We start from the raw sequence: 18,076 nt of genomic DNA, 5'->3' as shown, positions 1-18,076 counted from the left end.
CCGTGGCGCCGCGCACGCCGCGCTTCGCATACGGGTACGGGCGCCTGTGGGCGGCGACCGCCGCCTCCGGATTCGGCGACGGCACGCGCACCGCCGCCCTCGCCGTCTACGCGGCCACCCTCACCCACGACCCGTTCGCGGTCGCGCTGGTGGCGATGGCGGGAAAGCTGCCGTGGACCTGCGTGGGGCCGTTCGCCGGCGCCCTGGTGGACCGCCTCGACCGGTGGCGCACCCTGTGGATCTGCGATGTCGCCCGGGTCCTGGTCACCGGTGCGCTGGTCCTGCTGATCCTCACCGACCGGGCCGGGATCACCGCCCTCGCCGTCGTCTCGTTCCTGCTCACCTCGATCACGACGCTCGCCGAGAACCTGTCGCAGGCCGTCGTCCCCGACGTGGCCGGCGGCGGCTCCCTGGATTCCGCCAACAGCCGCCTGATGGGCGGTCAGCTGGTGAGCAGCGAGTTCCTGGGAGCGCCGCTGGGCACCGCCCTGTTCGCGTTCGGCCGGCCGGTGCCGTTCGCCGTGGACACCCTGTCCTTCGCCGTCTCCGCGGTCCTGGTGTTCAGCATCCGGCTGTCGGGCGCCCGCCCCGCGCCGGCCGCGGCGGGCAGGCTGACCGCGCGCGCCGTGGTGTCCGAGACCGCCGACGGTATCCGCTGGCTGTGGCGCCACCGAGTGCTGCGCACCGTGTGCGTACTGGTCGGCGCGCTCAACTTCGCCGTGGTCGCGGTCCTGAGCATCGCCGTCCTGTACGCGCTGAACGTGCTGCACATCAGCCAGCGCGCCTACGGCCTGCTCCTGGCCGTCCTCGCCGTGGGCGGCCTGGCCGGGGTGCTGCTCGCCCCCCTCGTCACCCGGGCCATCGGCCGCGCCCGCACGCTCCAACTGGCCTTCGCACTGTGCCCGTTGCCGTTCCTGATCGCCGGACTCACCTCGCTCCCGCTGCTCGCCGCCGGCGCCCTGGCCTTCGTCGGCGCCGCCATCTCACTGGCGACCGTGGTGACCACCTCGCTGCGGCAGTCGCTGGTGCCCGGCGAGCTGTTCGGCCGGGTCAACGGCGGCTACCGGTTCGTCGTCAACGGAGTGTCTCCGCTCGGCGGCGTGGCCGGCGGCGCGCTCGCCGAAGCCGCGGGGCTGCGCGCCCCGTTCCTGTTCGCGGCCGCCCTGCTCGCCGCGGCCACCGTGACGGCGCTGCTGCGGCTGTCCCCGGCCGCCCTCGACGCGGCGGGGGACGACAGGCCCGCCCCGCGGACCGGACAGGCCGTGGCGGCCGAACGGACCGAGGCACCGGAACGGACCTGAGCACACCGACGACAAGGAAGCAGCTGACCGATGGCCGACACCCGTACCACCCCCGCGGACCTCACCGCCGCGGAGGAACCGCGGCCACCCGCACCGGGCCCGCCCCGCCCGTCACCGGCGATGCGGGCCCTCACCCGCCTCCTGGTGCCGGTGCTCGCCCTGGCCGTCGCTCTCCTCGGCGTGCTCTGGACGAGCCTGACACCCGCCCCGGCGCCGGCGTCGGCGCCGGCGGGCTCCTTCTCCGCCGCGCGCGCCTACCCGCACGTGGCGGCCGTGGCGGGCGGCCCGCACGCCACCGGCACCGCGGCCCACGACCGCGCACGCGACGAAGTGATCCGCCGCCTGCGCGAGTTGGGGCTCGGCGTACGCATCGAGCCGGGCACCAGCAGCGACACGGGCAACGGCGCGGCCGTGGCCGCCTGGACACAGAACATCAGCGCCACCGTGCACGGCACCCACCCCAGCGGCAGGGTGCTGATCGTCGCCCACTACGACTCTGCGGAGAACAGCCACGGCGCCTCCGACGACGGCATCGGCCTCGCCACCGCGCTGGAGGTGGCCCGCGCCCTGAAGACGGGTCCGGCCCCCCGCAACGACGTCACCTTCCTGATCACCGACGGCGAGGAGCCCGGCCTGCTGGGGGCCCGCGCCTTCGTAGCCCGCGACACGACACCGGCGGCCTCCACCGTGGTCCTCAACCTGGAGGCGCGGGGCACCTCGGGACGGGCGGTCATGTTCGAGACGGGAACCGGGAACGCCGCCGTGGTCCCCGCGCTCGACGACCGGGTCCCGGTGGCCACCTCGCTGTCCGACGAGGTGTACCGGATGCTGCCCAACGACACCGACTTCACCGTGCTGCGCGAGGCCGGCATGACCGGCATGAACTTCGCCGTGATCGGCACCTCCGCGAACTACCACACCCCCCAGGACGACCTCGCCCACTTCAGCCGGGCGAGCCTGCAGGACATGGGCGACACCGTCCTGGCCGCGGCCCGCCGGCTGGGCGGCGCCGACCTGAGCGGCACGTCGCACGCGGGCGGGGCCACGTACTTCACCCTGGGGCCGGTCCTCGTCCGCTACCCGATGGGCCTGGTGCTGCCCGGCGCGCTCCTCGCCGTGGCCGCCCTCGGCGCCGCCGGGTGGTACGCGCGCCGGCGCGGAGCCGTCCGGGCCCGAAAGGCCGCGCTGAGCGCAGCCTCACTGCCGCTCGCCCTGCTGGGCGCGGCGGCGGCGGTCAGCGCGGTGTGGCCCGTCGCGACCTGGCTCAGGCCGCAGTGGACCGGGTTCGCGCTGGGCAGTCCTTACACGGCAGGACCGCTGCACCTGACCGCCGCACTCCTGACCGCAACTGCCCTGTGGGTCTGGGCGGTTGTCATGCGCCGCCGGGTCAGTGCCCTGGAGGCGGGCGCCGCGGTCACCGCCTGGCTGACCCTGTGCACCCTGCTGAGCGCCGTCTGGCTGCCGGGCGCCTCGTACCTGTTCCTGTGGCCCGCGCTCACCGGGGCGGCGGGCCTCGCGGCCGCGGCCCGCATCGCCCCCGGCTCGCCATGGCGCGGCGCGCTGGCCACGGCGCCCCTGGTGCCGTGCGCCGCCCTGATGGTGCCGGTGGGCGCGCTCCTCTTCGACACGGTGCCCATCGCCTTCGCCGCCGCCCCGGCGCTCCTGCTCGCCCTCGCGCTCGCCACCGCACTGCCCGCGGTGCCCGCCAAGACCCGCCGCCGCTCGCTCGTCACAGGCACCGGCCTCGGCACGGCAGCCGCCCTCGCCGCGCTGGGCGCGGCCCTGTTCGCCGGTGCGCCCACCGCCTCCCGCCCCGCGCAGGTCAGCCTCCTCTACGCGCTGGACGCCGACACCGGCAAGGCCCGCTGGGCCTCCAGCGGAGCGGGAAACTCCGCCTGGCTCGACCACTACGTCGGAGGCACCACGGCGTCCCTGGAGAGCACCTTCCCGTCCCTCGACCAGCCGTCCCGCTGGCACACCGGGCCCGCGCCCGCCGCGACCGTCGCCGTCCCCGAGGTGAAGGTCGTCTCCACCACCCGCACGGGCGACGTCCGCCGCATCACCGTGTCCGTGCGCGCCACGGACGCGAGGGCCGCGGAGATCGGCCTGTACGCAGACGCCGGCGGCGCAGCCGTGGTGCGCGCCGAGGTGGCCGGACAGTCCGTCCCCGGCGGGACCAACCGGCCCTTCGCGAGCGACGGCTGGCGCTGGGGCCTGCTCCTCGCCGCCCCGCCCACCGGGCCCGGCACCCGGGTGGAACTGACACTCCGCGGAACGCAGCCGCTGACGCTGCGCGCCGTCACCCGGACCCCGGGGCTGCCCGGGGGCACGCTGAGCGTCCCGCGCCCGGCCGACGTGACCTGGTCCGCGGACAACTCGGGACTCACGCTGGTCTCCCGCCGCTACGTGCTGTGAATGCTCTCTCCCTGAGGGGAGGGGATTCCTGGCTCAGGCTGCCGGGCGGAACTGCGTTCCGTCCGCTCCTATACCCTCGGCGCCGGCAGGGGTCAGACCTGCCCTGTTGAGCATCACGCGGGCGGAGTTCTTGTCTGTGGGTGAGACGGCTCCGCAGGCTGTGCAGGTGTACGTGCGTTCACCCAGCGGCAGGGCGTGCTTGGCTCTCGCTCCGCACTGTCCGCAGTCCATCGTGGTGTACGCGGGATGGACGAGGTGGACGATGCGCCCGCATTTGCGGGCCATCTCCACCAGGGCCTGCTTCGTGGCGCCGATGGCAGCGTCCGCGGCCTTCCTCGCCATGCTCGACCTGGCGAGGAACTTCGGCTTGAAGCGGCCGCCGACCGCAGGTGGGTGAACGAGCGGACCATGTCCTGGATGACCGGCTACCGCCGACTCAACCACCGCTACGAACGCCCTCTCCAGGTGACGACGCCCTTTTCAAGGCAGGCGTCGCAGGCTCGAATCCTGCTGGGGGCATAAAGGAAGAGGCCCCGGACCAATCTTGGTCCGGGGCCTCTGTGTCCGCGTGGCAGCCGACGGGCGGCAGCACACCGCGGCAGGCGAGACCTTCGCGGCGTCAGCCGACGCAGTTCGGGACGGGGATGTTGCTGCCGGCGCAGTTGGTGGGCAGGTTACCCCTGACTCGGGAGGCGGTCAGAGTGACGCTGCCGCCGCTGTTGAGGATGCCGCCGGGGGCGAGGGCGGCCGTGTTGTTGTTGACGTTGCTGGACGTGATGCTCGTGGTGCCGCCGCCGACGTTGGCGACGCCTCCGGCTCGGTTCCCAGGAGCGTGGTTCACATTGACGTCAGTGCTGGTGATTCGCAGCACGCCGTCGTTGGCCAAGCCACCTCCGACACCGTTGGTGGCCGTGTTGTCGGTGATGCGGCTGTTGACGATGGTCATATCTCCGTCGTTGGCGACGCCGCCGCCGTTCACGTTGGCGGTGTTGTGCACGATGGAGGTGTTCACGATCCGGGTGACGGTCCCCGAACCGCCGCCGATTCCACCCGAGAAGTTGGCGCGGTTGTCGCGGATGTCGCTGCCGTTCACGGTCAGTCTGCCGCGGTTCGCGATGCCGCCGCCGAAGTCGGGCGCGTCACCGTTGGTGATGGTGGTGTTCGTGAGCGTGAGGTTTCCACTGGGGGCGACGGAGAGAATGCCGAAGCTGCCTGCCCCGGGGTCGCGGGTGATGGTGCTGTTCCGGCCGACGATGGTGATCGTCGTCTGGATGGCCGGCAGCGGCGTGAGGAGCGAGTAGGTACAGCCCCGTGCCAGCACCAGGCTGTCGCCCGCTGAGGCGTTGGCGATGGCGGTGGACAGGGCACTCGCACTGCACGGGACGTTCGCCTGTGCCGATGCGGGAGTGGCGGTGGCGACGACCGTCGCGATGGCTCCGACACACATCGCCTGCGCAACGAGTGCCGACGGCTTACGACTGAACATGAAGAGGTGGCTCCTTCGGAAGTCCCGGGTCCGCATAGTGCTGCCGGCACCGAAGGCACGGCGCCGTATCTCGGGGAGTGGTGTTGAGGTTGCCCCTGTCGACGCGCGGCGGTTACGTGACGGAGGCGGATGTCGCTCGGACGGTGTAGCCGTTTCCGTCCGACGGCCGACAGGAGGCATCCGGGGCTCACCCGTGCAGCTCAACCCGGCGCCCCGCGCAGTGACCCGTGCCCACGTTCTCACCGTCGAGGTGGTCCGGCGCAACCCCGCCGACGAGGGCACAGGCTTCGTCCCGCAACGGAAACGGTGGGCGGTCGAGCAGGTCAACGGCACCCTCATGTTGCACCGGCGCCTCGCCCGCGACTACGACCACCGGCCCGACAACGCCACCTCCCGCGTCTACTGGGCCTCCACCGCCGACATGCTCCGCCGCCTCACCAGTCCCAGCCCCGCCTGGCGGGACGAGATGGAGCCGGCCGCGTGAACGTCTCCGAACTCCTGCGACTGCTGCAGGCCGAGCACGATGAGAGCGTCGCCCGTGCCGACCATCTGCGCGGGCAGATCGAGCAGTTCACCGCCGCCCTCGCCGAGGCCGAGGCCCGCCCGGCCCCGAACCGGCCTCCGCAGAACCCGCCACCGTCTGCCGGCGCATCGTGACCGCGTTCAACGAGCACCCTGGGAAGGTGTTCCGCGTCCGCGATCTGCACGAGCACCTCGGCCCGCCCACCGACGAGCCCTCGATCAACGTCACCGCTCACGCCTGGGACGACCCGTCCACCAAGGACTCCTCGAACAACCAGCACGCGGAATATCGGAAACGGACTTTACGCCCTCTCAGATCGCGTGGCGCTGCAGGCCGACCTCTCTCCGCCGAACACACGGAAGCCCCCTTGCGTATGCGCGAGGAGCGCACGCCCGCACCCCGAGTCCGCCACCATCACCCGCACCAGCGATCGAGGGAACGCACGTTCACCAAAATGCTCCCTGGGGCACCACGCGCCCCGATCTGAAGCGGCGACGCTCCGCGTCGCGCACCCAGGACGCGATTCCTCCCCGGCGTGAATGCCGGCGCATCCTCGCGAGAGCCAGGTGAAGGAGTACGTGCGCGGGCTCGCCCGCGATGCGGCTGACAGGGCCGGAGCCGACAAGTCCCCCACGCAAGACGCTCGGCCGGGAGACCCAGCCGAGCGTCTGTGTTTTTCTGGCGAGACGTCACAGACCCTCGGGGATCCGCTCGTTGACGATGACCTGCTCGATGCTCTGGCGGGACCGGATCAGGTCGAAGCTGCCGTCGGCGCGGCGCAGCACCTCGGCGGCCTCGGGGTAGGAGTTGAAGTTCTTCATCGACATCGAGGAGCAGTAGCTGCCCGCCCGCTCGATGACGACGTAGTCGCCGATCTCCGTGCGGCCGAGCGGCACCGGCGCCAGCTCCTCCTGCTTCGCGGTGAGCACGTCACCGGCGATGCAGCAGTGGCCGACCACGTTGAACTCCTCGCGGTCGTCGGCCGCGCGCTCGGTGCCGCCCGTGGCGGGGACCGACACGATCGGGTGCTGGACGCCGTAGTAGGAAGGGCGCGCGATCTCGGTCAGACCACTGTTGATCTTGAGGAAGGAGTTGCCCTCCGCGCCGGTGTCCGCCTTGTCGATGACCTTGGTGACCAGCGAGCCGGCCAGCGCCGTCAGATAGGTGCCGGGCTCCACCTCGGTGTGCAGCCGGCGGCCGGTCTCCTCGGCGAACTGCTTGAGCTCGTCGGCGACGACGCGGGCCCACTCGGTGTGGTCGTAGACCGGGTCGCTCTGCAGGGCCGAGACCCGGTAGCCGCCGCCGAGGTCCAGGGTGTGCACGTCCTGGAAGTCGCGGGCGAACGACAGCATGGTGCGTACCGCGTCGACGAGGATGTCCCAGTGGTGGCCGGAGCCGATGTGCGACTGGAGCCGCACCAGGCGCAGCCCGTACTGCTCGACGATCTGCTTGACCTCGGGCAGCTGCTCGTGCCAGATGCCGAAACTCGACTGCGGGCCACCGCTGTTGAGGCGGCCGACCAGGCCCGAGCCGAAGCCCGGGTTGATGCGGATCGCGACGGCACCGCCCGGGTAGGCGCGGCCGTACTCCTCGAGCTGGTGCAGGGAGCCCGCGTCGAACTGCAGTCCCTGGTCGATGAGGTCGCGCAGGTTCTCGTCGAAGACCGCCTCCTGCGCGGTCATCGAGATGCGCCCCGGCTCGACCCCGGCGAGCACCGCGCGGCGCGCCTCCCACACCGAGCTCGCGTCGAAGGAGAACCCCTCCCGGTCGAAGAGCCGGATGATCGCCTGGCCGGGGCACGCCTTGAGGGAGTAGCGCACCGTCAGGCCGAAGGCGTTGGGGAGGGTGGACATCGTCTTCGACGAGGCGCGCACGGTGGCCTCGTCGTACACGAACACCGGCGTGCCGAACTCCTCGGCGACGGTGCGCACGTCGTCCGCTGCAAGAAACTTCAACTGCTCCACTGCGACCTCACTCATGTCGGGTCTCATTCCTCGAAGGTGGTTCAGGCAGGTGTCAGGGGGTCACGTCCACGGCGTGCTGCCGGGGCCGGTACGGGGGGTGGGCTCGGCCACGATGCGGCTGCGGGTGCGCAGCCGGCCGGCGAATCCCTGCGGGTCGGCGGTCATCAATTCGTCGTGCAGGAGCCGCAGTTGGTGATGCGGGGCGCCGGGCCACAGGTGGTGGACGGTGTGGTAGCCGTCGCTGTGCGGATGGATGAGCCGGCGCTGGAGCGGGCCGATGTTGGTGATGGTGGAGTCGAAGACGGTGTCCGCGTCGTGGTAGCTGTGCTCGCTGGACTCCCCGATGAACCGCAGCACGGGCAGGACGAGCGCGAACCCGGTCAGCCACACCCCGGCGGCCACCGCGGCCGCGGCGGCGCCCCACAGGAGAGCCGCGGGGAGCGACACGACCAGCAGTGCCCAGCCCACCGGCAGCAGCAGCGCCGGCAGGTCCGTGGACGTGGACCGGTACCAGCCGCGTTGGTGGGCGGCGATCCGCACCAGCAGGGAACGGGCGTAGCCCACCCGGCTCGTGCGGTCCAGGCCGGTGATGTCCAGCTCCGCGTAGCGCTGCAGGTCGGGGTCGTCGTCGGTGCCGAGCCTGCTGTGGTGCACCAGGTGCTCGGCCCGGTAGCGGGCGATGCGGATACCGGTGGGCAGGCCCGCCAGGACCGTTGCGCACCTGTCGTTGGCGCGACGGTGGTGGCGGCTCCAGTTGAAGTGGCTGGCCTCGTGGACCAGGCACTCCAGCGCCCGTATCTGGCGTCCCGTGAGGATCAGTGCGGTCAGAGTCATGAGTACGCCGGCCGCGGCCGGTGCGGGCGCCGACCACCAGCCCGGCCAGGATGCCGCCAGTATCGCGGCGATCAGCACGAGTTGGTCCGCGACGGCGACCGCCGCCGTGGTGGCGAGGCGCGTGTGATGGGCCGCGCGCAGGACGGGGCGCAGCGCGGCGGGGGACTGGTAGCCGCGCGCGTAGGGGCGGCTCGCGGGCTCGGGAGTCGCCGCCGGGCGGTCTCTCGGGGACAAGGGGGCGGTCTGCGTCATGACGTACTCCAGGAGGACTCGGCGGATCAGCCGGCCGGGGCCGAGAAGAGCATCCGGATCTGGGTGTTGCGGTAACCGGCGCGTTCGAAGGCCGCCGCCATGGGCGCGTTGCCCGTGTCCGTGGTGGCGGTGATCAGTTCGGCGCCGCGCTCCGCGTGGCTGCGGGTGATCTCGGCGAGCAGCACGTCGACGTAGCCCCGGCCGCGCAGTTCGGGAACCACGCCCAGATAGCCGACGTTCGGGTTGTACGGGGTGGCCGAGGGGATCGCGAACCCGGCGACGGCTCCGTCGGGCGTGCGCGCGAGGCGCCACCAGGCGCGCTCGCCGGGGCACCCGAGGTAGAAGTCCAGTTCCTTGCGGGCCGTGGCCGAGGGCCCGTGCGCCGCGAGGTGCTGACGGGTCTCGGCGTCCAGGCTGCCCTCGGCGACCCGGCGGAAGGCGTCGAGGAACTCCTCGTCGGGCGCCTCCTCGAAGGTGAGCCGCCCCGACTCGGCCGGCACCCCGGTCCCGGGCGTCCACTCCAGGCGCAGCCGTTCCACCTCGTGGGTGAGACCGGCCGCGAGGGCCGCTTCGCGCCGCCAGGCCAGCGCGGCCGACACCGCGGGGTCGTCACGCCAGCCGTTGGACAGCGTCAGGTTGTACAGCGGCGGCTGCGCGGCGCCCGCCTGGCCGAACGCCTTGTGCCCGGCCCGCAGCAGATCGGCCGCGAGGCCCGCCCTGTCGGCCACCGAGGGCGCCACGTGCAGACAGTCCAGGGCCACCGGGTGCTCGCTCGCGGCCTGGCCCCACCACAGCGCCCGCGCCACGATGTCGCCGTCCGCCTCGGCGATCCACGACCACTGCGGCCGGTACATCCCCTCGGCGAGTTCGGCCCGGTAGCGGTCGGCCGGAATCCAGCTGATCGGCTCCTCGACAATGAAGTCGGTGACGCGGGCGAGGTCGGCGTCGGTGGTGGGGCGCAGCAGCATGGTTCCTCCGGTGGTGCGAATGGTGCGGTGACGGCCCGCGGCAGCCGTCATCGGCCGGCCGGCAGCTCGGTGTGCAGGTCGGACATGGCGACGAGGATGCGGCGGTCCCCGCGGAACGGCTCCCGGGCGTGCGTGGCGAGGTGGTTGTCCACCACGAGCACGTCGCCGCGCCGCCATGTGAACGACACGGCGGCCTCCCGGTACAGGGATCGGATCAGCTCGGCGACCTCGTTCTCGATCGGCGCGCCGTCCCCGTAGTACGCGTTGCGCGGCAGGCCCTCCTCGCCGTACTCCTCGACGAGGATCTCGGCGACCTCCGGCTCCACGTTGGACAGATGGAACAGATGGGCGTGGTTGAACCAGACCGTCTCGCCGGTCCGCGGATGCCTCGCCACCGCCTGGCGCACCGCGGTGGTGCGCAGCTCGTCGTCACCGGTCCACTCGAACGTGGTGTCCGACTGCCGGCAGTACGCCTCCACCTCGGCCCGGTCGGTGGTCTGGAACGCCACCTGCCAGGACTCGTTGAGGTCCGGGCCGTAGTTGCGCACGTACCGCACTCCGTGCCGTGTGAAGCGCTCCCGGACCTCGGCCGGGATCAGGGGGAACACCCGGCGCTCGCTGGCCACCGGTGTGGCGCCGCCCTCCGGCGACGGCAGATCGCCGAAGAAGTACAGCAGGCCCGGCCAGTTGTGGGAGTACGACATCTCGTGGTGGAACGGAATCCACTGGTCCTCGCCCAGCTCCGTCGAGGTGAACACCTTGTCGGCGACCTCGGTGCGGGTCGCGGCACGCTCCAGATATCCGAGCAGGTCCGGCGAGAACGCGCGGGCGGCCCGCCCGAACTCCTGCGGGTCCGGTACGTCGAAGCCGCGCAGCAGCAGCGCGCCGCAGCGGTCGAGGCCCGCCCGCAGCTCCTCCTTGCGGCCGGCCACCCACCGCGGCAGGTCGAGGCCCGGCTCACGCGCCTCGATCTCCAGCAGGAACGGCTCCTCGTGCAGCGGCCGGACCGTGACCGTGCCGTCCTCCAGCGCGGGGGTCAGGTCGGTGAGCGTCATGCGGGCACCTCGCCGGCGTCGATGGCGTCGGCCATGGCGGTCAGGATGCGCCGGGGGCCGACGAAGGGCTCGCGGGCGTGTGCGACCAGCATGTTCTCCACGACGAGCACGTCGCCGGGCTGCCAGTCGAAGCCCGTGGTCTCGGCCGCGTAGGCCTCCCGCAGCTCCGCGAGCGTCTCGCTCTCGATCGGGGATCCGTCCCCGTAGTACGTGTTGTAGGGCAGGTCCTCCTCGTCGAGGGCCTCCAGGAGACCGGCGCTGACCTCCGGGTCGAGCGACGTCACGTGGAAGAACAGCGCGTGGTTGAACCAGCTGCGCTCCCCGGTGACCGGATGCCTGCGCACCGCGGGCCTGACCTGCACGGTCCGCAGATGGTCCTCGTCCACCCACTCGGGCGTGATGTCGGCACGCGCACAGTAGGCGGCGACGTCCTCCACCCGGTCCGTCTGGAACGCCTCCTGCCACCGCAGGCTGATGCCCGGCAGGTAGTTGCGGACGTATCGCACTCCCAGGCGCTCGAACCTGTCCACCGTCTCCGGGCGCAGGCGCGCCAGGATCCGGCGGGAGTCCGCGAGCGGTGTGCGGCCGCCCTCGGTAGCCGCCCGCTCACAGAAGAAGACGATGCGTGTCGGCCACTTGGCCGTGTACGACTGCTCGTTGTGGAGCAGGATCGGCTGGTCCGCCGGGTACTCGGTGGACGTGTAGACGCCGTCGGACACCTGGCTGCGCGGCGACGACCGCTCGCCGTAGGCGAGCACCTGCGGCGACAGGGCGTCCATCACGGCCCGGAAGTCCTGCGCGCCGCGCACGTCGAAGCCGCGCAGCAGCACCGCCCCGGCCTTGCGTGCCAGTGCGTCGACCTCGTCCCGATGGGCGCTCACCCAGGCAGGTAGCGCCCCCCCGGGGCTCTCGCAGCGCACCAGCGCGGGCAGCGAACGGCCCTCCCACACCGGGCTCACGGCCACGGCGTCGTGCACCTCAATGGTCATGCTCAGTCTCCCTCACGATGGGTGGCGGCCGGTCAGCGGCGCTGCGCGCCGCGGTCGATCCTGGGGATCGGGGCCGGTCCGGCCGGCTTCCCGTCCGCGGCCGCAAGCTTCGCCTCGATCGCCTCGGCGAGGCCCGCGAGCGTCGGCGCCTTGAAGAACTGGCCGATCTGCAGCCCCACCCCGAACTCCTTGCGGATGCGGGAGATCGCCCGGATCGCGAGCAGTGAGTGCCCGCCCAGGTCGAAGAACGAGTCCGTCAGACCGATCCGCTCCACCTCGAGCAGCTCCGTGCACAGCGCGGCGAGGCGGACCTGCACATCAGTGACCGGCGCCGCGAACTCTCCCTGCGCGCCCGGACGTTCGCCCGAGGGCTGCGGAAGCGCCGCCACGTCGATCTTGCCGTGCGCACCGGTCGGCCACTGCCTCAGCACGAAGAGCTGCGCCGGGACCATCACCTCGGGCACCCGCTCGCGCAGGAACTCACGCAGCTCCTCCGTCAGTTCCTCCGCGTTCGCGGCGTCCGACGTCACGTACCCGGTCAGACACGGTGCCGCGCCGGTGCGCTGCACGGTGACGTGGCTGCCCGACACCTGCGGGTGGGCGCGCAGCACCGCCGCGACCTCCGCTGGCTCGACCCGGTTGCCCCGGATCTTGACCTGGTCGTCGGTCCGGCCGAGGAACTCCACCGAGCCGCCCGCAAGGAGGCGCGCCCGGTCCCCGGTTGCGTACAGGCGCTGCCCGTGCGCGAACGGATGCGGCCCGAACCGCTCGGCGGTCAGCGCGGCACGGCCCACGTAGCCGCGGGCCACCTGCACCCCGCCGACGTACAACTCGCCTGCGACGCCCACGGGTTGGGGCCGCATCGACGCGTCGAGGACATACACCTCGGCACCGGGCACCGGCCGGCCGATCGGCACCCGGTGCGGGACGGGCCCCGAGACCCGCCCGGAGGTGACGTCGATGACGGTCTCGGTCGGTCCGTACTGGTTGACGAACTCGGCGTGCCCGAACCGGTCGAGGATCCTTTCCGCGAGCGGGGCCGGCAGTTCCTCGCCGCCGCTGAGCAGCAGGCGCAGCGAGGGATGCGCACCGGCCGGGGCGTTCGCGAACTCCTCGAGCAAGGACGGCACGAAGTGGCAGACACTCACCCCGTGGCGGTCGATCAGCTCGCGCAGATACTCCAGGTCGCGGTGGCCGCCCACTCGGCTCGACACCACGGTGGCGCCGGTGACGAGCGGCAGCAGCAGCTCCCACACCGCGACGTCGAAGCCCAGCGGCGCCTTGCACAGCACCCGGTCACCCGCACCCACGGAGAACTGCCGCTCCATGCCCATGAGGCGATTGACCAGGCCGGCACGGGTGGTGAGCACGCCCTTGGGGCGGCCCGACGTGCCGGACGTGAACAGCAGATGCGCACCGGCGTCCGGGGCCGTCGCGACGGCCGGCGGGCGGTGCCCGGGGTGGCCCGCGACCTCTTCGCCCGTGACGTCCACGACGTCCAGGCCGGGCAGCAGATCCGTCGACCCGGCACCGGAAAGCACCAGTCGGGGCGCTCCGTCCTCGACCAGCTGGGCGAGACGGGCGGGCGGATAGCCGGGGTCGAGCGGCAGCACCACCGCCGCCGCCTTCAGCACGCCGAGCACGGCGGCCGCGAGCGCGCCGCCCCCCGGGAGCAGCACACCCACCCGGTCCTCGGCGCCGACACCGCGCGCCGTCAGCAGGTGCGCGACCCGGTTGGCGAGCACGTCGAGTTGGCCGTACGTCAGCTGCCCGTCGTCGGCCTCGACCACCGCCACCGCGTCGGGGTGGGCGTCGACCTGCGCGGCGAACCGCTCCGGCACCCAGGGGCCGGTGAGGGCACCTCGGGCAGCGCCCGACAGGTCGCGCACGATGTGTTCGCGCGCCTGCGGGGCCAGCATGTCCAGCTCGTCCAGCGGGCTGTCCGGTGCGGCCGCCACCGAGGCGATGAGCGTCTCGAAAGCCGATGCCAGGTTTTTCGCCGTGGCCCGGTCGAACAGTTCCGTGGAGTACTCGAGGCGGCCGCTCAGCCCGCCCTGCCCGTCCGGCGCCAGTTGCACCGACAGGTCGCAGCGCACCGTGCCGATGAGCGCGGGCAGCGCTTCGCTCATGAGGCCCGGCATCGTCAGATCGGGGGCGGGCGTGTTGTGCAGCGCCAGCCAGTGCCGGGCGATCGCCGTCTGCCCGGAGGCGTCGCGCCCCGACTGCAGCTCCGCCACGATCCGCTCGAACGGCACGTCCTGATGGGCGTACGCCTGGGTGCACACCTCACGGGTGCGGAGCAGCAGCGTACGGAAGGTGTCGCCGTCCTCGATGCGGACCCGCAGCGGCAGCGTGTTCACGAAGAACCCGACGACGCTCTCCAGCTCGGCGCGCGTGCGCCCGGCCACCGGAGTGCCCACCACCACGTCGCGCCGGTCCGCGAAGCGGCCGAGCACACTCGCCCACACCGCGGTCAGCGCCATGAACAGGGTCGACTGGCCACTGTCGGTCAGCGCTCGCAATGACTGCGTCAGCGGCCCGTCCAACGCGAGCGGCACGGTGTCACCCACGTAGCTGCGCTCCGCGGGCCGCGGCCGGTCGCTGGGCACCTCGGTCGCCTCTACTCCGCTCAACTGGTCACTCCAGTAGGCGAGTTGATCGGCGATGATGCCCTGCTCCAGCCAGCCGCGCTGCCAGGAGGCGAAATCGGCGTACTGCAGGGGAAGTTCGGCAAGAGAAGGCTCGGCGCCCTGTACCAATGCCGAGTACAGCTCGCTCATCTCGCCCATCAGCAGGCCGAGCGACCAGCCGTCGACGGCGATGTGATGCACGGACAGGACGAGCACCCACTCCGGCTCCGCCGCGTCGGTGATCTCCAGGAGCACGGCCCGCAGCAGTGGGGGCGCGGACAGGTCGAAGCCCTCCGCGGCCGCCTCGCGCACCCGGTCGGCCACCTCGCCGGACGCGGCACCCCGGACCGGCAGCTCTACCTGGACCGTCCCGGCCGGCCGGATGCGCTGCTCGACACCGTCGCCGTCCTCCACCACACCGGTGCGCAGCACCTCGTGCCGGTCCACGAGCAGCGCGATCGAGCGGCGCAGCACCTCCACGTCGAGCGCACCGCGCAGCCTGAGCGCCCCGGAACCGACGTACATCGGTGAACCCGGACGCAGCTTGTCCACGAAGTACAGCCGCTCCTGCCCGAACGACAGCGGCGCGCGGGACAGGTCACCGGTGCGCCGCGTCACCTTGCCGGCGACCCGGTCGATACCGTCCGCGTCCAGCAGCTGATCGAGCAACTTCCGCTGCTCGGCGGAGAGTTGAGCGCCCTGGGAGAGCTGGGTCTGCATTGAGTCCTCCAGATGTCGATGAGGCGCCGACGGCCTCAGCTGCGGCCCGCCTGCGCCATCGCGCGCCGCAGGCTCAGCGGCCGCATGTCCGTCCACACCTCGTCGATCCGGGCCAGGCACACCTCGCGCGTGCCTGTGGTGCCTTCGGCACTCCATCCGGGCGGCAACTCGGCGTCGGCGCGCCAGATCGAGTACTGCTGCTCGTCGTTGACGACCACCGCGTACGCGATGTCGGCACTGTCCCGATCGCTCATCTGCTTCCTCCGTGGTGATGGAACCGTGGTGATGTGTCCGTGGTGATGGATCCGTGGTGATGGAGAGGCCACGTCCACGACCGCCCCTCCCGTGTCCGGACCGTCCCAACCTGGACCATCCGGCCCTTCCTGTGGTGTCAGGAGATCTCCCGACCCGCCGTCCGCCGGCCGTCCACGAGCAACCGCCCGCGCCGAACGGCCCCGCTCAGGAGCCCGCGGCCACGCCGAGCCGGTCAGAACGCCCCACCATGGCGGCCACCTCGGCCCGCGACTGAACCTGCAGCTTCTGGAATATCCGGCCCAGATACGTCTCCACGGTCTTGTGGCTCAGCTCCAGAACGCGGGCTATCTGCTGGTTGGTACGGCCCCCGCTCACCAGGAGCGCCACCTCACTCTCGCGCCGGCTCAGTCCCTCCAGGGCCACCGCCGCCGCGTCCGCCGGCTGCCGCTGGCCGGGCAGTACGGCGACGCCCGCCCCCGAAGCCGTCTCCCTGCGCAGCCGCAGCGCCCGCTCCCGCAGGTGCTCGCTCTCCGTCGCCGCGGCGACGGTCTCGGCACACGCGGCGTGCCGGGCGGCTCCCGCCCCGTCACCGGTGTGCAGCTGGAGCGCGCTGAGCGCCATCGCGAACAGCGGGACGTGGTCGATGAGCCGGCGGGTCTCGGCGATCCGCAGTCCGCGCTCGTAGTGGCCGCACGCGGCTGAGGGCCTCCCCAGCGCCGCCTCGGCGGTCGCCAGCCAGTACAGGCCCTCGAGCTGCTCGGCGACCTCACCGTCCGGTGCCGTATCCAGCAACTGGCGTGCCGTCAGTGCCCGTTGATCGGCCCGCTCCTGCTCCCCGCCCCGGCAGGCCGCGACGGCCAGCTGCGCCAGCAGCCTGCCCCGCAGCGCCCCCGTCGCCCCCTGGGGCATCCCCGGCTCGCCCCCACCGGGCCGCGGCGGCACCGGGCGGCGGGCGTGCAGCGCCAGCTCGATCAACGCGTGCCGCACCACGTCCCGCAGCCCCTCTTCCCCCGGCTCCAACTCGGCCAGCAGGGACTCCAGTTCGTCCTGCGCGCGGTCGGTGTGCCCGAGGAGCCGGTGCGCATGCGCCCGCCACCGCACCCGCTCCACCCGCAGCCCTGCCTCGACCCCGCCCTGCCCGAACGGCCCCAGCGTGGCGAGCGACTCGGTGAGCCGGCCCGCCAGAGCCAGCGCCTTGCCGAACAGCAGCCGATCGCGCGGCTCCAGGTCACCGCCCGCCCGCGACGCCAGCGCCGCCCTGATCCAGGAGACGGACTGGGCCGGGTCCTGCCACAGCAGCCGTGCCGCCGCGTCCCACAGCACCCGCGCACCGCTCTCGTCCCGCAGCGCCGCGCCGCGCTCCAGATGCCTGGCCATGTGCGCCGACGGGTAGCCGGGCCGCGCGAGGATCCGCGCGGCCTGCGCGTGCGCGCCGAGCAGCCAGCCCCGGCCCGCCGACTGGTAGGCGGCGACCCGCAGCAGCGGATTGGCGAACCGCAGCTGCCAGGGCAGCTCGTCCGGCCGCAGCAGTTCCTCATGGATCAGCTCGTCGAGAGCACGCCACAGCGCCGCGTCGTCGACGTGCGCGATCTCCTTGAGATCGTCGGCCGCGTACGGCTCGTGCAGCACCGCGGCGGCCCGCACCACCTGCCAGCCCTCGGCGCTCAGCGCACGGAAGTCACGCAGCACATCGGCGAGCAGATCCGCCGGCAACGGCGGAGTCCACGCACCCGTGAGCCCCGGCACCTGACGCAGCGTGGCGAAGGCCCGCAGCAGCCCCGGGCTGCCGCCGGACTCCACCAGCAGCGTCTCGCAGTGCACCCGGCTCAGATCGTCCGGCAGCAGCGCGATGGCCTCCTGCTCCGTAAGCGGCGCGGGCCGCACCCGCAGACACCCGCCCCGGGAGGCGCACCGCGCAAGGAGCCCGTTCAGCACACGATCGCCCGGACGCCCCCGATGGGCGACCGCGATCACGACCGGCCCCGCGACCGGCTGCTCCAGCAGCTGCCCGAGCAGTTCCAGCGAATCGGCGTCCATCCAGTGCACGTCGTCCAGGGCCAGCAACAGCGGTCCGTCGGCGACGAGCATCTCCAGCAGGGCACGCATGGCACGGCAGATCCGGTACGTGTCCACGGACGTGGCCCGCGGCGCGTCCGGGGAGAGCGCCGGGAACAGCGCGGCGAGCTGTGCCGCGTGATCCCGGCCGCGCCCGCCGAGCCGATCGGGATCCAGGTGCTCCACCAGCTCCTCGAGAGCCTCCACGAACACCCCGAACGGTGCCCGGGACCGGGCCGGCGACGCCGCACCGGCCGCGACCGTCCAGCCCCGGCCCGCCAGGGCCGCGGACAGCCCGTCCAGCACGGTCGACTTGCCCGCCCACCGGTCGGCGACGACCTCCACGACCCGCGGCCCGCCGCCCACTTCGAAGCCGTCCGGACAGAGCACGGGGACGATCTCCCCGGCGCTGCGCACCGAGAGCAGCGGGGCACCGGTCGTGGGCGAGGTCGACGATCGCGAGCTGAATTCCATGAGGACCGCTTCCAGGGGCTGTGCACCGAGGAGAAGGGCGCCCGCCGGGAACGAGGACGCCGAACACGAGAAGAAGTCGAGGGACGTGCACCTGACTGACCCGGGACCCTAGCCGCGCCCCGCCCCCCACACCGGAGTCCTCAGGCGGCTCTCAA

The 18,076-nt window shown here is 72.6% G+C and carries 12 protein-coding genes and 3 pseudogenes; 5 read left to right on the top strand and 10 right to left on the bottom strand.

Translation table 11 applies throughout. The features are described from left to right. Positions 1–2: 2 nt before the first annotated feature. Together OG574_RS51835 and OG574_RS51830 are read left to right on the top strand one after the other, a co-directional pair. The gene (locus tag OG574_RS51835) at positions 3–1,301 is read left to right on the top strand and encodes an MFS transporter (protein WP_326779321.1); all 1,299 of its coding nucleotides are present in this window, start codon (positions 3–5) and stop codon (positions 1,299–1,301) included. A gap of 30 nt (positions 1,302–1,331) precedes the next feature. Further along, a complete protein-coding gene (locus tag OG574_RS51830) occupies positions 1,332–3,716 on the top strand; it encodes a M28 family peptidase (RefSeq protein ID WP_326779320.1) in 2,385 nt (794 codons plus the stop codon). A 33-nt stretch (positions 3,717–3,749) separates the two neighbouring features. Here the strand turns inward: OG574_RS51830 and OG574_RS51825 are convergent. Next, positions 3,750–4,088 (bottom strand): annotated as a pseudogene (locus OG574_RS51825) (zinc ribbon domain-containing protein); the annotation flags it as partial. On the opposite strand from OG574_RS51825, the pseudogene OG574_RS53030 reads away from it, so the two are divergent. Continuing rightward, positions 4,053–4,172, top strand: a pseudogene (locus OG574_RS53030) (IS5/IS1182 family transposase); the annotation flags it as partial. The pseudogenes OG574_RS51825 and OG574_RS53030 sit on opposite strands and share 36 nt — an antisense overlap. Before the next feature lie 163 nt (positions 4,173–4,335). Here OG574_RS53030 and OG574_RS51820 read toward each other — a convergent pair. Beyond that, on the bottom strand, positions 4,336–5,202 hold the full coding sequence (locus tag OG574_RS51820; protein ID WP_326779319.1) for a hypothetical protein: 867 nt from the start codon (positions 5,200–5,202) through the stop codon (positions 4,336–4,338). Positions 5,203–5,440: 238 nt separating this feature from the next. On the opposite strand from OG574_RS51820, the pseudogene OG574_RS51815 reads away from it, so the two are divergent. Both OG574_RS51815 and OG574_RS51810 read left to right on the top strand, forming a co-directional pair. Beyond that, positions 5,441–5,686 (top strand): annotated as a pseudogene (locus OG574_RS51815) (IS5/IS1182 family transposase); the annotation flags it as partial. After that, positions 5,683–5,859 carry a hypothetical protein gene (locus tag OG574_RS51810; RefSeq protein WP_326779318.1) on the top strand — a complete coding sequence of 59 codons (177 nt, stop codon included), beginning with the start codon at positions 5,683–5,685 and terminating at the stop codon, positions 5,857–5,859. The pseudogene OG574_RS51815 and the gene OG574_RS51810, both read left to right, overlap by 4 nt. Positions 5,860–6,414: 555 nt before the next feature. Here OG574_RS51810 and OG574_RS51805 read toward each other — a convergent pair. The 8 genes from OG574_RS51805 to OG574_RS51770 form a co-directional block, all read right to left on the bottom strand. Then, positions 6,415–7,704: a diaminopimelate decarboxylase gene (locus OG574_RS51805; protein WP_326779317.1), complete on the bottom strand. Its 1,290-nt coding sequence runs from the start codon at positions 7,702–7,704 to the stop codon at positions 6,415–6,417. A 45-nt stretch (positions 7,705–7,749) separates the two neighbouring features. Continuing rightward, a complete protein-coding gene (locus OG574_RS51800; RefSeq protein ID WP_326779316.1) occupies positions 7,750–8,775 on the bottom strand; it encodes a fatty acid desaturase family protein in 1,026 nt (341 codons plus the stop codon). 26 nt (positions 8,776–8,801) lie between these two features. Beyond that, positions 8,802–9,743 (bottom strand): GNAT family N-acetyltransferase, encoded by a 942-nt coding sequence (locus OG574_RS51795; protein ID WP_326779315.1) that lies wholly within the window; start codon positions 9,741–9,743, stop codon positions 8,802–8,804. A 47-nt stretch (positions 9,744–9,790) separates the two neighbouring features. Beyond that, positions 9,791–10,798, bottom strand: a complete 1,008-nt coding sequence (locus tag OG574_RS51790; protein WP_326779314.1) for a TauD/TfdA family dioxygenase — start codon at positions 10,796–10,798, stop codon at positions 9,791–9,793. Beyond that, complete coding sequence (locus OG574_RS51785; RefSeq protein ID WP_326779313.1) at positions 10,795–11,787, bottom strand: TauD/TfdA family dioxygenase; 993 nt, start codon at positions 11,785–11,787, stop codon at positions 10,795–10,797. The genes OG574_RS51790 and OG574_RS51785 overlap by 4 nt, the downstream gene beginning before the upstream one ends. A gap of 32 nt (positions 11,788–11,819) precedes the next feature. Then, positions 11,820–15,137, bottom strand: coding sequence for a non-ribosomal peptide synthetase (locus tag OG574_RS51780; protein WP_326779312.1), 3,318 nt, complete (start codon positions 15,135–15,137; stop codon positions 11,820–11,822). Between the two features lie 35 nt (positions 15,138–15,172). Further along, positions 15,173–15,391, bottom strand: coding sequence for an MbtH family protein (locus tag OG574_RS51775; protein WP_326779311.1), 219 nt, complete (start codon positions 15,389–15,391; stop codon positions 15,173–15,175). A gap of 205 nt (positions 15,392–15,596) precedes the next feature. Beyond that, the gene (locus tag OG574_RS51770) at positions 15,597–17,921 is read right to left on the bottom strand and encodes a LuxR C-terminal-related transcriptional regulator (protein ID WP_326779310.1); all 2,325 of its coding nucleotides are present in this window, start codon (positions 17,919–17,921) and stop codon (positions 15,597–15,599) included. Between the last annotated feature and the right edge of the window lie 155 nt (positions 17,922–18,076).

Source organism: Streptomyces sp. NBC_01445 (assembly GCF_035918235.1).
Lineage (GTDB): Bacteria > Actinomycetota > Actinomycetes > Streptomycetales > Streptomycetaceae > Streptomyces.
This window is presented reverse-complemented; position numbering and strand designations above follow the sequence as displayed.